This is a genomic window from Allobosea sp. LC85 (assembly GCF_000735605.1).
Lineage (GTDB): Bacteria > Pseudomonadota > Alphaproteobacteria > Rhizobiales > Beijerinckiaceae > Allobosea.
On record NZ_JPKG01000053.1, the window covers coordinates 40,964 to 54,435 of the forward strand.

Annotated in this window: 16 protein-coding genes; 9 read left to right on the top strand and 7 right to left on the bottom strand. The window is 65.3% G+C overall.

Annotated features, from left to right (window positions below; genetic code table 11):
• Positions 1-109: 109 nt before the first annotated feature.
• Positions 110-541: a 30S ribosome-binding factor RbfA gene (rbfA, locus tag FG93_RS23240; RefSeq protein ID WP_043239094.1), complete on the top strand. Its 432-nt coding sequence runs from the start codon at positions 110-112 to the stop codon at positions 539-541.
• Positions 528-1,466: a tRNA pseudouridine(55) synthase TruB gene (truB, locus tag FG93_RS23245; protein ID WP_052514092.1), complete on the top strand. Its 939-nt coding sequence runs from the start codon at positions 528-530 to the stop codon at positions 1,464-1,466. The genes rbfA and truB overlap by 14 nt, the downstream gene beginning before the upstream one ends.
• 97 nt (positions 1,467-1,563) lie before the next feature.
• On the opposite strand, the gene FG93_RS23250 is transcribed toward truB, so the two are convergent.
• The gene (locus FG93_RS23250; protein ID WP_043239095.1) at positions 1,564-2,472 is read right to left on the bottom strand and encodes an AraC family transcriptional regulator; all 909 of its coding nucleotides are present in this window, start codon (positions 2,470-2,472) and stop codon (positions 1,564-1,566) included.
• Between the two features lie 205 nt (positions 2,473-2,677).
• On the opposite strand from FG93_RS23250, the gene FG93_RS23255 reads away from it, so the two are divergent.
• Positions 2,678-3,412: an SDR family oxidoreductase gene (locus FG93_RS23255; RefSeq protein ID WP_043239097.1), complete on the top strand. Its 735-nt coding sequence runs from the start codon at positions 2,678-2,680 to the stop codon at positions 3,410-3,412.
• Positions 3,413-3,447: 35 nt separating this feature from the next.
• Positions 3,448-3,795, top strand: a complete 348-nt coding sequence (locus tag FG93_RS23260; protein ID WP_052514093.1) for an Atu4866 domain-containing protein — start codon at positions 3,448-3,450, stop codon at positions 3,793-3,795.
• 14 nt (positions 3,796-3,809) lie between these two features.
• On the opposite strand, the gene FG93_RS23265 is transcribed toward FG93_RS23260, so the two are convergent.
• On the bottom strand, positions 3,810-4,421 hold the full coding sequence (locus FG93_RS23265) for an NAD(P)-dependent oxidoreductase (RefSeq protein WP_043239099.1): 612 nt from the start codon (positions 4,419-4,421) through the stop codon (positions 3,810-3,812).
• 123 nt (positions 4,422-4,544) lie between these two features.
• Here FG93_RS23265 and FG93_RS23270 point away from each other — a divergent pair, with 123 nt between their 5' ends.
• From FG93_RS23270 to FG93_RS23285, 4 genes are all read left to right on the top strand, one after another.
• Positions 4,545-4,931, top strand: coding sequence for a helix-turn-helix domain-containing protein (locus FG93_RS23270; protein WP_200878147.1), 387 nt, complete (start codon positions 4,545-4,547; stop codon positions 4,929-4,931).
• A gap of 154 nt (positions 4,932-5,085) precedes the next feature.
• Positions 5,086-5,355 (top strand): 30S ribosomal protein S15, encoded by a 270-nt coding sequence (gene rpsO, locus FG93_RS23275; protein WP_043239192.1) that lies wholly within the window; start codon positions 5,086-5,088, stop codon positions 5,353-5,355.
• A 318-nt stretch (positions 5,356-5,673) separates the two neighbouring features.
• Positions 5,674-7,848: a polyribonucleotide nucleotidyltransferase gene (pnp, locus tag FG93_RS23280; RefSeq protein WP_043239101.1), complete on the top strand. Its 2,175-nt coding sequence runs from the start codon at positions 5,674-5,676 to the stop codon at positions 7,846-7,848.
• Between the two features lie 134 nt (positions 7,849-7,982).
• Positions 7,983-8,618 (top strand): pyridoxamine 5'-phosphate oxidase family protein, encoded by a 636-nt coding sequence (locus FG93_RS23285; protein WP_043239193.1) that lies wholly within the window; start codon positions 7,983-7,985, stop codon positions 8,616-8,618.
• Between the two features lie 116 nt (positions 8,619-8,734).
• On the opposite strand, the gene FG93_RS23290 is transcribed toward FG93_RS23285, so the two are convergent.
• The 5 genes from FG93_RS23290 to FG93_RS23310 all read right to left on the bottom strand — a co-directional run bounded on the left by FG93_RS23290 (position 8,735) and on the right by FG93_RS23310 (position 12,639).
• Positions 8,735-9,733 carry an adenosine kinase gene (locus FG93_RS23290; RefSeq protein ID WP_043239104.1) on the bottom strand — a complete coding sequence of 333 codons (999 nt, stop codon included), beginning with the start codon at positions 9,731-9,733 and terminating at the stop codon, positions 8,735-8,737.
• A 67-nt stretch (positions 9,734-9,800) separates the two neighbouring features.
• Entirely contained in the window at positions 9,801-10,175 is a 375-nt protein-coding gene (locus tag FG93_RS23295; protein ID WP_043239109.1) for a helix-turn-helix domain-containing protein, read from the bottom strand.
• On the bottom strand, positions 10,172-10,729 hold the full coding sequence (locus FG93_RS23300; protein WP_043239110.1) for a Smr/MutS family protein: 558 nt from the start codon (positions 10,727-10,729) through the stop codon (positions 10,172-10,174). Before FG93_RS23300 ends, FG93_RS23295 begins: the two co-directional genes overlap by 4 nt.
• Before the next feature lie 3 nt (positions 10,730-10,732).
• A complete protein-coding gene (locus FG93_RS23305) occupies positions 10,733-11,911 on the bottom strand; it encodes a murein transglycosylase A (protein ID WP_043239113.1) in 1,179 nt (392 codons plus the stop codon).
• Positions 11,908-12,639, bottom strand: a complete 732-nt coding sequence (locus tag FG93_RS23310) for a Tim44/TimA family putative adaptor protein (RefSeq protein ID WP_043239115.1) — start codon at positions 12,637-12,639, stop codon at positions 11,908-11,910. Before FG93_RS23310 ends, FG93_RS23305 begins: the two co-directional genes overlap by 4 nt.
• A gap of 245 nt (positions 12,640-12,884) precedes the next feature.
• Between FG93_RS23310 and secB the strand changes: the two genes are divergently transcribed.
• Positions 12,885-13,382, top strand: a complete 498-nt coding sequence (gene secB / locus FG93_RS23315) for a protein-export chaperone SecB (RefSeq protein ID WP_043239116.1) — start codon at positions 12,885-12,887, stop codon at positions 13,380-13,382.
• The last annotated feature ends 90 nt before the right edge of the window (positions 13,383-13,472 follow it).

Sequence of the window (13,472 nt, forward strand, 5' to 3'; positions counted from 1 at the left end):
GACGAGCGCGCGCTCCTTCGCAGAACCTTGACGTCATGGCCGGGCCAAGCCCGGCCATGACGTTTCTACGATCCACGCTCATCCGGTCCGAGTCCGGAGAACGAGAACCATGGCAAGACCAGCAAAACCCAGCGGCCCCTCGCAGCGACAATTGCGCGTCGGCGAGCTCATCCGTCACGCACTGGCCGAGATGCTCGCACGTGGCGACATTCACGACGATGTGTTGGCGAAACATGTCATCACCGTGCCGGAGGTCCGCCTCTCGCCCGATCTCAAGCTCGCGACGGCCTATATCATGCCGCTCGGCGGCAATGACATCGCACCGGTTCTGAAGGCGCTCGACGGCCACAAGCGCTATATCCGGGGCGAGATCGCCCATCGGGTGAACCTGAAATACGCGCCCGATATCCGCTTCCGGCAGGATGAGAGCTTCTCGGAAGCCGAGCGTATCGATGCGCTGCTCGATTCCGAGACGGTGCGCCGTGACACGCTGCGCCAGCCCCTGAAGATCGACCAAGACGACCATCATGACGACGAATAGCGAGACCGTGGCGCCTCAGCACGCGCAGCAGCCGCGCCCGAAGAAGCGCGACGTGCATGGCTGGGTGGTGCTCGACAAGCCCGTCGGCATGACCTCGACCCATGCGGTCAGCGTGGTGAAACGCGCCTTCAGCGCCAAGAAGGCCGGCCATGCCGGCACGCTCGACCCGCTCGCTTCAGGCCTGCTGCCGATCGCGCTGGGCGAGGCCACCAAGACCGTGCCCTTCGTCATGGATGGTCGGAAGGCCTATCAGTTCACCGTCGCCTGGGGCTCGCAGACCGAGACCGACGATACCGAAGGCCGCGTGATCGCGACCTCGGAGCTGCGGCCGGAGGAAGACGCCATCGCGGCCTTGCTGCCGCGCTTCACAGGCACGATCCTGCAAACGCCTCCCAAATACTCGGCCATCAAGATCGCCGGCGAACGCGCTTATGACCTCGCCCGGGACGGTGAAGAGGTGGTGCTGGAGCCGCGCCCGGTGGAGATCGATGCGCTGTCGATCGTCAGCCATGACGGCGCGACGACGACTTTCGAGGCCGAATGCGGCAAGGGCACCTATGTGCGCGCGATCGCGCGCGATCTCGGCGTTGCGCTCGGCTGTCTCGGGCATGTCGCGCATCTCAGGCGCACCCGCGTCGGACCCTTCGCGGTGACCGATGCGACGACCGTCGAGACGCTGCGCAGCAGTCAGGAAGAGGCCGAGGGCGCGCTCCGGCCGGTCGCGGCGGCGCTTGAGCTCATTCCGGAGATCGTGGTCCATCGCGACGCGGCCCTGCGGCTGAAGCGTGGCCAGAGCGCACTACTGCGCGGTCGCGACGCACCGATCGAGGCGGAAGCTGTCTATGCCACCAGCGGCGGCGTGCTGATCGCCACTGGCTCGATCAGCAATGGCGAGCTGGTGCCGCACCGGGTCTTCAATCTCTAGATCATCGGACCGGATATCGTACCCGGCCCGATGATCCAACCTTCTGCGTTTGCATCGGTTTTCCCGAAAGCCGCGATCCACTTTTCGGGCCGATGCTTTAGGCCGGGACGAGACTGAACTGCGTGGCGCGCAAACGTGCAGCGTCACGCAAGGGCGGCGCGCCGAACAGGCGGCTGTATTCCCGGCTGAACTGCGACGGGCTTTCATAGCCCACCCTGAAGCCTGCTGAAGCGGCATCGAGCGCCGCTCCGAGGATCAGTCGCCGTGCCTCCTGAAGGCGGAGTTGCTTCTGGTACTGCAGCGGGCTCATCGCGGTCACCGCCTTGAAGTGCTGGTGCAAGGCCGAAGCGCTCATGCACGCCTCCGCCGCAACCCTCTCCAGACTGAACGCCTTGTCGTAGTTGAGCTTGATCCAGCCGATCGCCCGGTTGACCTGCTGCAGCTTGCCTTCGCCATGGGCGATCTGGCGCAGCCGCGCGCCGGCTTCGCCGCTGAGCAGGCGATAGAGAATCTCGCGCTCGACGAGCGGGGCGAGGATCGCGATGTCGACCGGCCTTTCCTGAAGCCGAACCAGCCGCGCCACAGCATCGAGCAACTCCGGGGTGACCGGGTCCAGCATCATGCCGGAGCCAGGCGGAACCGTGCTGTTGGCGTCGGAAACCGACATCTCGAGCATGAGGGCGCCGAGCACCGCCGGGTCGAGATCCAGGCGAATGCAAAGATAGGGCTTTTCGGTCGTGGCCTCGATCACCTGCCCGGTCACCGGCAGATCCACCGAGACCACGAGATAGCGGGAAGCGTCATAGTGGTAGACGCGGTCGCCCAACATCACCTGCTTGCGGCCCTGGATGACGATGCAGACAGCCGGCTCGTGCAAGGCATGCAAGGGCTCTGTCGGTTGCGACGCACGGATGAGGGTCAGGCGCGGCATCGCGCTCTGGTGCACGCCATCCGCAGGCATCAAACGGGCGAGGAGTTCCGTCAGTTCCTGCAGCTGTCCTTCCATGCCCTATCCTCCGGCGACGGCGATCCAGGCGCGCCTTGGGCTTTCATATAATGAAAGCGGCCAATGGGGCGAGGTGTGAGTTCCGTTCCAGGAGAATCAGGCAATCCTTCCGGCGCAATGATCTACCACCCCGGGAGGCTGACGCGGCATGGTCCGCTCACACCGGACGGCACGACGCCACCGGCTTCAAGAGCGGGAGATCATCATGTCGGAACTCACGAACAAGGTTGTCGTCATTACCGGAGCCAGCAGCGGTATCGGCGAGGCGACGGCTCGGCTCCTCGCCCAAAGAGGGGCGCAGGTTGTCCTCGGGGCCCGCCGGACAGAGCGCCTGGCGGCGCTCGCCAAGGCGATCAGCGCGGAAGGCGGGAGCGCCCGCTACGCCACGCTCGATGTGACCGACGCCGCCAGCGTGGAAGCATTCCTTGCCTTCGCGCAGGTCGAATTCGGGCGGGTGGACGTCGTCGTCAACAATGCCGGCGTGATGCCGCTCTCGCCGCTCGCCGCGCTCAAACTCGACGAGTGGAACCGGATGATCGACGTGAATATCCGGGGTGTGCTGCATGGCATCGCCGCCGGGCTGCCGATGATGAAGCGCCAGGGGTTTGGCCACTTCATCAATCTCTCCTCGATCGGCGGGCACAGCGTCTACCCGACCGCTGCGGTCGATTGCGCCACGAAGTTCGCGGTTCTCGCCATCTCCGAGGGGCTGCGTCAGGAACACGATGATATCCGCGTCACGGTGATCTCGCCTGGTGTCACGCGCTCGGAACTCGCCGATACCATTACCGATGAAGGCGCCCGCGATGCCATGGTCGGCTTCCGAAAGACCGCGATCGAGCCCGAGGCGATCGCACGCGCTATCGCCTTCGCGATCGCGGAGCCCGGCGAGGTCGATGTCAGCGAGATCATCGTGCGGCCTGCGGCCAGCCCCTACTGAGCGGCGACCCCACTCATTTTCACGGAGCCAGGACCATGTCCTTCGCCCTTTTCCAAGCCATTGGCGCCATTGCCGCCAGCATCGTGCCGCCCATGAAGCCCGCGCGACCGCTCGAAATCGATCTCGACCTCCCCGAGCCGCTAAGTCCGGCCGAGCGGGCCGTGGTCGGGCTATGGGTCACTGAGGATGGCGCGGTCCGGCTCGATCTGCGCCGCGGCGGCCGCTACGGCAAGCGGCGGGACACCGCGCCTCATGCCTTTAGCGGTCGCTACGAAATCGACCGGTCGCGCCTCTATTTCGAAGACGATACCGGCCTCGTTGCCCTGGGCGAACTGCGCCGCAGCGGCCTGCATCTCGGCGGCCGCCGCTACCAGAAAGCCTGAAGGCACGCGATGGCTCAGTAACCGACGGTGAAGCGCTGGCGCGAATGGGCGGGCTTCTCCAGCTCGTCGACCAGTGCGATCGCGTAGTCCTCGGCCGAAATCGCACTCTTGCCCTGCGCATCGACCAGAAGCTGATCCTTGCCGAGGCGGAACCTGCCGGTGCGCTCGCCGGGCTGGATCAGGGCAGAGGGTGACAGGAACGTCCAGTCCAGTTCGCTCTCAGCCTTGAGCAGATCGAGGAAGGCGCCGCCCTTCTTCGCCTCGGCCAGATAAATCGCCGGGAACTCCGGCGTGTCGAACAGCTGCTTGCCAGGCGCGACCTCGAGACTGCCTGCGCCACCGACGACAAGATAGCGCTTCACGCCGGACTGGGTGACGGCGGCCAGCAGGACCGCCGGGTCGCTCGCGGTGAAATGCACGGCGCTGATCACTGCGTCATGGCCGGCGAGCAAGGCGGCCAGCCCGTCGCGATCGAAGACATCGCCCTTGAGCGCGGTCACGCCGGCCGCCGCTGCGACCTTTTCAGGGTTGCGGGTGATCGCCGAAACCGCATGTCCGCGGAGGGTCAGTTCGGCCAGCAGGCGCGAGCCGATGAAGCCGGTGGCGCCGATGAGAGCGATTTTCATGAGATCTGCCTTTGGCCAAGTATCTTTCAGGAACCAACATCCTGTGTGATACTAGATGGCGGTAGCGTGGAGCCTCGTAAAGAAGGCACTTTCACGCGACATGGTCACCTCAAGGAAACCACGATGCTGCAACGCCCGGACGCCTTCAACGCGCAATGCCCGACGCGCCAGGTCCTCGACCGCATCGGCGACAAATGGGCGGTGCTGATCCTGATCCTGCTCGGAGAGGGGACGCTGCGCTTCAACGAGCTGCGCCGACGCATCGACAACATCTCGCAAAAGATGCTCTCGCAGACATTGCGGAGCCTGGAGCGCGATGGGCTGATCAGCCGCGAGGCCTTCCCCACCGTGCCCGTGACTGTCGAGTATTCGCTGACCGACCTCGGCCGCACGCTTGCAGCGACCGTGAACGAACTGACGCGCTGGGCCGAGACCCATATCGGCGAGGTCGAGGAAGCGCAGAGGCGCTACGACCGCGGCCTGCCCCGGCCTGCCTCGTCGCCGCGCTAGCGTTTTGCCCAGTTTCGTGTATATCCCGCGCCAACCAGCCTTGCGGCTGGCTGCGCATCTCCTCCACTGATGAGGTGGATTGCGGGTTTCGGACCTTGCTGGACGACATCCCGGCCTGGCCCGCCAGATCAACATCCAACCGAAGGATCACACGATGTCGATTACGCCGGAGCGCAAGACCGCGCTCGTGAAGGAACATGCCACCAAGCCGAATGACACCGGTTCGCCGGAGGTCCAGGTCGCGATCCTGACGGAGCGCATCAACAACCTGACCGGTCACTTCAAGTCGCATGTCAAGGACAACCACTCGCGTCGCGGCCTGCTCAAGCTGGTTTCGCAGCGCCGTTCGTTGCTCGACTATCTGAAGGGCAAGAGCGAGGCGCGCTACAGGACGCTGATCGAGAAGCTCGGCATCCGCCGCTGATCGATCGCAAGAGCTTCCCGCCCGGCACCGATCGGTTCCGGGCGGCTTTTCAAGAGCATGATGCCGAAAAGTGGAAACCACTTTTTGGACGACATGATGCTCATACTCCAGGGTCTGGCCGCAATGGTGCGGCGCCCTGACTCCAACGCGGCGGCCGCATGGGTGGCTTAGCCGCAGGCTTCCGCCGGACGCCCCGACGTCCATGGCAGGATCGCCGAGCGCTCGGGCGCAACGCTCACCGTCTCCCGAGCTTTCCGCCGTCTTGCCCATGGGCTTGAGACGTCCGGACGGGTGCCACATCCGATCCGAAAGAGAACCATGTTCGACATCCAAACCGAAGAGCTGATCTGGGGCGGGCGCAAGCTCGTGCTCGAAACCGGCAAGGTCGCCCGCCAGGCCGACGGCGCCGTGCTCGCCACCTACGGCGAGACTGTCGTGCTCGCCACTGTGGTCTCGGCCAAGGAGCCGAAGCCAGGCTTCGACTTCTTCCCGCTGACCGTGAATTACCAGGAAAAGACCTTCGCCGCCGGCCGTATCCCGGGCGGCTACTTCAAGCGCGAAGGCCGCCCGAGCGAGAAGGAGACCTTGGTCTCCCGCCTGATCGACCGCCCGATCCGCCCGCTTTTTGCCGACGGCTACAAGAACGACACGCAGGTGGTCTGCACCGTGCTCCAGCATGACCTGGAGAACGATCCCGACATCGTCGCGATGGTCGCCGCTTCGGCCGCGCTGACCCTGTCCGGCGTGCCCTTCATGGGCCCGGTCGGCGCCGCCCGCGTCGGCTATTTCGACGGCGCCTACAAGCTCAACCCGCTGGTCGACGAGATCAAGGAATCGAGCCTCGACCTCGTCGTTGCCGGTACCCAGGACGCCGTCCTGATGGTCGAGTCGGAGGCCAAGGAGCTCTCCGAGGAGATCATGCTCGGCGCCGTGATGTTCGGCCACAAGCATTTCCAGCCGGTGATCGACGCCATCATCCGCCTGGCCGAAAAGGCTGCCAAGGAGCCGCGCGACTTCCAGCCGGCCGACCAGTCGGCGATCCTCGACGCCGTGCTCAAGGTTGGCGAAGCGGAGCTCCGCGCCGCCTACAAGATCACCGCCAAAGCCGAGCGCTATAAGGCCGTCGACGCCGTCAAGGCGAAGGTCGTCGAGGCGCTGGTCTCGGCCGAGCCGGATGGCGTGAAGACCTTCACCAAGGAGCAGGTCGCCGGCCAGTTCAAGGAAGCCCAGGCCAAGATCGTGCGCTGGAACATCCTTGACGACGGCATCCGCATCGACGGTCGCGACGTCAAGACGGTCCGCAAGATCGTGGCCGAAGCGGGCATCCTGCCGCGCACCCACGGCTCGTCGCTGTTCACCCGCGGCGAAACCCAGGCGCTGGTCGTGACCACGCTCGGCACCGGCGATGACGAGCAGTTCATCGACTCGCTGGAAGGCACCTACAAGGAAACCTTCCTGCTGCATTACAACTTCCCTCCCTACTCCGTCGGCGAAACCGGCCGGATGGGTTCGCCCGGCCGCCGCGAGATCGGCCATGGCAAGCTCGCCTGGCGCGCCATCCGTCCGATGCTGCCGGCCAAGGGCGAGTTCCCCTATACGATCCGCGTCGTCTCGGAGATCACCGAGTCGAACGGTTCCTCCTCGATGGCCACCGTCTGCGGCACCTCGCTGGCGCTGATGGATGCCGGCGTGCCGCTGAAGGCTCCGGTTGCGGGCATCGCCATGGGCCTGATCCTGGAAGGCGAGCGCTTCGCGGTGCTCTCCGACATCCTCGGCGACGAGGATCATCTCGGCGACATGGACTTCAAGGTGGCCGGCACCGCTGCGGGCATTACCTCGCTGCAGATGGACATCAAGATCGCCGGCATCACCGAGGAGATCATGCAGGTCGCGCTTGGCCAGGCCAAGGGCGGTCGTGACCACATCCTCGGCGAGATGTCCAAGGCGCTCTCCACCTCGCGCGCACAGCTCGGCGAGTATGCTCCGCGCATCGAGACGATGAAGATCCCGGTCGACAAGATCCGCGAAGTCATCGGTTCGGGCGGCAAGGTCATTCGCGAGATCGTCGAGAAGACCGGCGCCAAGGTGAACATCGAGGACGATGGCACCATCAAGATCGCGTCGGCCGACGGCAAGTCGATCGAAGCCGCGATCAAGTGGATCAAGTCGATCGTCTCGGAAGCCGAGCCGGGCATGATCTATGACGGCACCGTGGTGAAGATCATGGAGTTCGGCGCCTTCGTGAACTTCTTCGGCGCCAAGGACGGCCTCGTCCATATCTCCGAGCTGGCCGCCCAGCGCGTCCAGAAGGTCTCGGACGTCGTCAAGGAAGGCGACAAGGTCAAGGTGAAGTTCCTCGGCCAGGACGAGCGCGGCAAGATCCGCCTCTCGATGAAGGTCGTCGATCAGGAGACCGGCGAGGATCTGACCGAGAAGCTCAAGGCTGCCCGCGACGCCGAGAAGGCCCGCGAGAAGCAGTCCGCCAGCGAGTAAGCTCCGGCTTCATTGCCTGACGACAGGACGCCCTGCATCTGACGATGCGGGGCGTTTTCCTTTTTGCGGTGCTTAGGACTGGCGCTCACGCTCGCCTGTCAATAGTCTAGACTTATTGGCTCTTGGAGATCGGCATGACAGACCACAGCATCACGTCGCTCGAGACGCTCGCCGCCCGGTATCCCAACCCGGTCGCGCCGGCCTCGATCGCCAAGCAGATCGACCATGTCGACGAGAACTATGCTGCGCTGATCGCTGCCTCGCCCTTCATGGTGCTCGCGACCAGCGGTCCGGAGGGCCTGGATTGTTCGCCGCGCGGGGATCTGCCGGGCTTTGTCACGGTCCGGGACGCGAAAACGCTCCTCATTCCCGACAGAAAAGGCAATAACCGTCTGGATTCGTTAAGAAATATCCTGTTCGATCCGCGAATCGGAATGCTCTTTCTGATCCCGGGTTACGGCGAAACCCTGCGGGTGAACGGCACAGCGACGCTTTCGACCAACCCGGCGCTCTGCGCGCGCTTCGAGATGGCCGGAAAGCTGCCGGCCTGCGTGATCGTGGTCCATGTGGAACAGGTCTACTTCCAGTGCTCACGCGCGGTGGTCCGGGCCGACCTTTGGAACCCGGCCAATCATGCCGACAGGCGCGAGTTGCCAAGCGCCGGGCAGATCCTGCGCGACATCACCGCGCGGAATGAGTCGATCGAAACCTTTGACGGTGCTGCCTATGACAAGGCGCTGCCGGAGCGCGTGAAGGCAACGCTGTATTGAAACCGTCGTGCTCGGTCCCAGCCGAGCAGCCGCGCCTTGCGACGCGGTCCGTGGAAAGGCGTGTCACGATCGGGACAGGCCCAACCACGACACGCCGAGCCTGAAATCCGATCGGCTCACAGCAGGCCGTTGTCGCTCGCCAGCACCTTCAGGTTCACATCCGGCCTTGCACCGACATGGCTGATGATTTCGGCGGCCGCGAGCGCGCCGAGCCGCAGCGAGTCCCGCACCTCGCGGCCCGAGGTCAGACCGAAGAGGAAACCCGCGGCGAAGAGGTCACCAGCACCGGTCGAATCGACGATCCGCTCCACCGGGAAGACCGGTTCGGCGACGATGCCGTCCGGCGTCACCGCAAGGGCGCCCTTCTCCGAGCGCGTCACGGCCGCAATGATATTCTCGGCGCGCAGGGCGCTGAGCGCGCTGTCGAAGTCGCCGGTCTGGTAGAGGCTCTTCAGCTCGTGCTCATTGGCGAAGACGATATCGACCAGCCGGTTGCGGATCAGCCCGAGGAACTCGTCGCGATAACGATCCACGCAGAAGGAATCCGACAGGGTGATCGCGACACGGCCTCCAGCTGCATGAGCAAACTCCGAGGCCTTGCGGAAGGCTTCCTTCGCCGCCGGCGGATCCCAGAGATAGCCTTCGAGATAGATGATGTCGGCGTTCTGGACCGTAGCCTTGTCGACATCCGCGACAGTGAGGCCCTGGCAGGCACCGAGATAGGTATTCATCGTGCGCTCGCCATCAGGCGTGACGAAGATGAAGGAACGGGCGGTCGCCGGCCCTTCGGCGGCGAAGGCGGTGTCGAAGCTGACGCCCTGCGAGGTCAGATCGTGCCGGTAGAGCTTGCCGAGCTCGTCCTGCTTCACCTTGCCGATGAAGGCGCCCTTGCCGCCAAAGGAGGCAAGGCCCGCAATGGTATTGGCAGCAGAACCGCCCGAGATGACCTTGGCCGGGCCCATCGCCGCGTAGAGCGTCTCGGCACGGGGCTCGTCGATCAGCATCATCGCGCCCTTGGTCAGCTCATGCGCGACCAGAAAATCCTCTTCTGCGCGAGCGATGACATCGACGATGGCGTTGCCGAGCGCCAGGACATCGTAACGGGCATTTTTCATGAAGGAGTTCCGAGGGTTGGCGAGGATGGGACGAATGACGGGCGTTTCGCATCAGGACCGGGCGCGGTCAAGCGCGGCCGCGCCGGCGACTCGCCTGATCAAGCACGGCGCGCAGCGCGGCGAGTTCGTCGGGACCGAGCTCGGCGATCTCAAGGGCGAGCCGGTTGGCAACCAACGTCGCCTCCGGTGCGAGCCCCGCGGTATCAACCGTGATGCGCGGGTGGGACAGCTCGGCGAGACGAACGAGTTCGTCAGCCTCGTCCCAGATCACGCCGAGCAGATGGATCACGCCCTGGATCAACGCGAAAGTCGGCTGGCCGCGCTTGCCATGTTCCAGGGCCGAGAGATAGGCCGGCGTAACGCCCAGTGCTGTCGCCATTTTGGCCAGCGTCACGCCGCGCGCTGCGCGCAATTCCCGGACGCGCTGGCCGAAGGGTGTCACGCGCCGCTCTCGCGGTGCCGGCGCAGGCGGATATAGAGCGCGCCGGCGCCGCCATGGCGCTGCTCTGCCTCCTCGAAGCCGACAACGAACGGACGCAGATCCGGTAGCCGCAGCCAGTGCGGCACGCTGCGGCGCAGGACGCCACGCTCTTCCCCGAAGATGGCATCGCCCGCCGCGCCCTTGCCCGTGACGACCAGAGCCAGCCTGGTGCCGCGGGCTTGCTCGCGGCGCAGAAAGGCGCATAGCGCTGCATGCGCAGCATCCTGCCGCAGCCCGTGCAGGTCGATCACCGCCTCGACGGATTGCGTTCCCCGGCGCAGCTGAGTGCGCAGGCGGCGCTCGAGCGGCGCCAGCGGCGGCGGGGTGGTCCTGGCGGGTTTGACGGCGGCGACCAGAACCGGGGCGGCAGCTTCGGCAGGAGGTGGCACAGATGCCGCTGCAGCCTCCTCAGGGGGCGGCGCGGCCCGCCCCGGCAGTGGCGTCACTGAGCGAGCAACCTGCCGCCACAGGGCAATGTCGGCCTCCGACAGGGTCTTCTCGCGGCGGCGACGCATCCCTCAGCGTGCCTCCGCCCGCGGCCAGAGCACCGTGAAGTCAAAGGAATGGCGCACCAGCCCGGCGCGATGACCCGCCGCTTGGCCCGAACCGACAAACAGATCGACCCGCGATGGTCCGACGATGGCGGATCCCGTGTCCTGCGCAATCATCAGGCGTGACAGCCGCTCCATTTCGCCGTTGCCGGTGGGAATTGTCGCATCAATCCAGGCCGGCAACCCGTAGGGCCAGATGGCGCGGTCGACGGCAAGACTGCGCAGCGGCGTCAGGGGCAGGCCCGCACCACCAATCGGCCCCGAATCGGCCGGCAAGTCATCCTTGCGGGCGAAGAAGACGAAGGAGCGGTTAAGCCGGATCAGGTCCCGGGCGAAACCGGCATCCGCCTTCAACCGAGCGACCAGCTTGTCCATGGTCATCTCGGCCGGTGGGATGTTTTCGCGCTCGCTCAGCACGCGGCCGAGCGAGGTATAGGTGTGGCCGTTACGGCCGGAATAAACCAGCCGCACGACCTTGCCGTTCGGCAACCGGACCCGGCCGGAGCCCTGCACCTGCAACACGAAGCGGTCGACCGGATCGCGCAGCCACGCGATTTCCAGGCCCTGCCCGTCGAGCGCGCCGCTCTCGATCGCCGTTCGGTCGGGATAGGGCTCAAGGCCCCTGGAGGTGCGGCGGGCAGCGGACAAGGCAGGCTCCAGCCCAGGCCAGTCGTCGCCTGCAAGCCGTGTCACCAGATCGGCAGGGCGGGCGTAGAGCGGAGTCGGAAACCGGGCAGAGGGGGTGAGCGAGCCTTCGAACTCCGGCTCGAAATAACCGGTCATGAAGCCGCGCTCGGCGCCGCTGGGCCGGATGCGCCAGAAACTGAAACGATCCTCGAAGAAGCGACGCGCCACCGTCCGATCGACCGGCCTACGGGCCGTCAGCCTGCCGGCTTCCGCGCAGATACCGGCGAGCGCAGCGGGAATCGGCGCGCCTTGCCGAAGCGGCGGATCAGCGGCGCAGCCAGCCGCGAAAATCCCAAGCGCGATGCGGTGATCATCATCGCGCCATCCCGGTATTGCGGCAGGAGAGATGGCTTCTGAACGGGCGCCGGGCGGCAAGGTCGGACCGGCGGCGGGCGCCTGTGTCATTGCAGCGGACACCATGGCGGCCACCAGCGCGATGCGCCCGGGGCCACGGGTCACGCGCCGGCTTCGGTCGCGACCAAAAGCCAATTCGGGTCGCGGCTGCCGAGCTGGCGCGAGAAGGTCCAGATATCGTTGACCTCCGAGACCGTCTCGGCGCTGCCGTCCACAACGACGCCCTGCGCATCACGGACAACACTGATCAGCTGCGAGACGAAAGCGATCGTCACCTGAGCCGTCTTGCCCTTGACATCCACGGCGGCGATATCGGCCTTGTCGATCGAGACGAAGGAGGATTCCGCCCTCTCGCCACGCTTCTCGCGGTCGGTTATCGCCTGCTCGAAGCCATCATAGACTTCCTTGGCGAGGAGGCCCTTCAGGGCCTTGCGGTCACCGCGGGCGAAGGCCGTGACGATGGTCTCGTAAGCGGATTTCGCACCCTGCAGGAAACCCTTCGGGTCGAAATCCTGCTCCTGGCGAACGATGGCCTCGATGCCGGCGATGATCGGCGAATCGGCGGGCGCAATGTCCTTCCAGCGCTCGGCCTCCGGAGCGACCGTCGCAGCAGGATCGTTGGCGGCACCCGGCAGGCGAATGACATTGTCGCGCTTGGCCTCGGGAGCGCCGGCCTGATCGGGCCGCATCGGCGGTGTCTCGCGCCGGGCGAAGGGATCCTTTGGCGGCTGCTCGCTCCCGGTCTTCTGACCAAGGACGGAGCTAAGCTTCCAGGCGACGAAAACGGCCAGAGCCAGGAAGACCAAAGTCGTCATGTCGAAGGAATTTTGCATCGAACGCTGATCCGGAACCCCAGTGACCGCCTCGCATCGACGGCGGCGGTCGGCCGGCCGCCGCATGCGATATGGTGATCAAGGCTCGTAACATCCACCCCCGAGCTTGTGAAGGCGGCTTCTTGTGCCTGAGGAAGCTCCATGATAGCCGACGAAAGCATTGCACCGGGGAGCGGTGCGCAGTCCCGGGCGCCGGCAAGGCGTGGGATTTCCCGATTAAAGCCTGCCAGACGATGATGGGACCGATGGCCAACGACATCCCCAACGGCAACGGCGCGAGCGAGGCGAACGCTCAGCCGAGCATGAATGCCCTGATCCAGTACACCAAGGACTTCTCCTTCGAGAATCCGAAAGCGCCCCGCGCGCTCGGCCAGCAGAACGAACAGGGCCCGCAGATGTCCCTGCAGGTCAATGTCTCGACCACCGCGCTGTCAGAGACCGATTACGAGACCGTGCTCCAGCTCGAGGGCAAGGCGGTCCTGAACAACGAGACGCTGTTTGCGTTCGATCTCAGCTATGCCGGCGTGTTCCGGCTGCAGAACATCCCGCAGGAGCATATTCACCCCGTTCTGGTGATCGACTGTGCACGGCTGCTGTTCCCGTTCGCCCGGCAGATCATCGCGGAGGCGGTCCAGACCGGCGGCTTCCCGCCCTTCTATGTTCCGCAGATCGATTTTGCGATGCTCTATCAGCAGCGCATGCAGGAGCTTCAGGCCCAGCAGCAGCAGGCGCCCAACGCCTGAGCGAGCCTGCCGCCTCTGAAGCCGACCACATCGAAAGGGCCCTCACGGGCCCTTTCTTGCATTTCAATCAATAATCGCGCGCATTTCGCC

What these genes read in the sequence shown, in the direction of transcription:
- FG93_RS23265 (WP_043239099.1), bottom strand. Translation starts at nt 4,421, where the DNA reads ATGAAAATCGCTCTCATCGGCGCCACCGGCTTCATCGGCTCGCGCCTG.
- rbfA (WP_043239094.1), top strand. Translation starts at nt 110, where the DNA reads ATGGCAAGACCAGCAAAACCCAGCGGCCCCTCGCAGCGACAATTGCGC.
- FG93_RS23285 (WP_043239193.1), top strand. Translation starts at nt 7,983, where the DNA reads ATGACAGACCACAGCATCACGTCGCTCGAGACGCTCGCCGCCCGGTAT.
- FG93_RS23250 (WP_043239095.1), bottom strand. Translation starts at nt 2,472, where the DNA reads ATGGAAGGACAGCTGCAGGAACTGACGGAACTCCTCGCCCGTTTGATG.
- FG93_RS23270 (WP_200878147.1), top strand. Translation starts at nt 4,545, where the DNA reads ATGCTGCAACGCCCGGACGCCTTCAACGCGCAATGCCCGACGCGCCAG.
- FG93_RS23255 (WP_043239097.1), top strand. Translation starts at nt 2,678, where the DNA reads ATGTCGGAACTCACGAACAAGGTTGTCGTCATTACCGGAGCCAGCAGC.
- truB (WP_052514092.1), top strand. Translation starts at nt 528, where the DNA reads ATGACGACGAATAGCGAGACCGTGGCGCCTCAGCACGCGCAGCAGCCG.
- FG93_RS23260 (WP_052514093.1), top strand. Translation starts at nt 3,448, where the DNA reads ATGTCCTTCGCCCTTTTCCAAGCCATTGGCGCCATTGCCGCCAGCATC.
- FG93_RS23310 (WP_043239115.1), bottom strand. Translation starts at nt 12,639, where the DNA reads ATGCAAAATTCCTTCGACATGACGACTTTGGTCTTCCTGGCTCTGGCC.
- FG93_RS23300 (WP_043239110.1), bottom strand. Translation starts at nt 10,729, where the DNA reads ATGCGTCGCCGCCGCGAGAAGACCCTGTCGGAGGCCGACATTGCCCTG.
- rpsO (WP_043239192.1), top strand. Translation starts at nt 5,086, where the DNA reads ATGTCGATTACGCCGGAGCGCAAGACCGCGCTCGTGAAGGAACATGCC.
- secB (WP_043239116.1), top strand. Translation starts at nt 12,885, where the DNA reads ATGGCCAACGACATCCCCAACGGCAACGGCGCGAGCGAGGCGAACGCT.
- FG93_RS23290 (WP_043239104.1), bottom strand. Translation starts at nt 9,733, where the DNA reads ATGAAAAATGCCCGTTACGATGTCCTGGCGCTCGGCAACGCCATCGTC.
- pnp (WP_043239101.1), top strand. Translation starts at nt 5,674, where the DNA reads ATGTTCGACATCCAAACCGAAGAGCTGATCTGGGGCGGGCGCAAGCTC.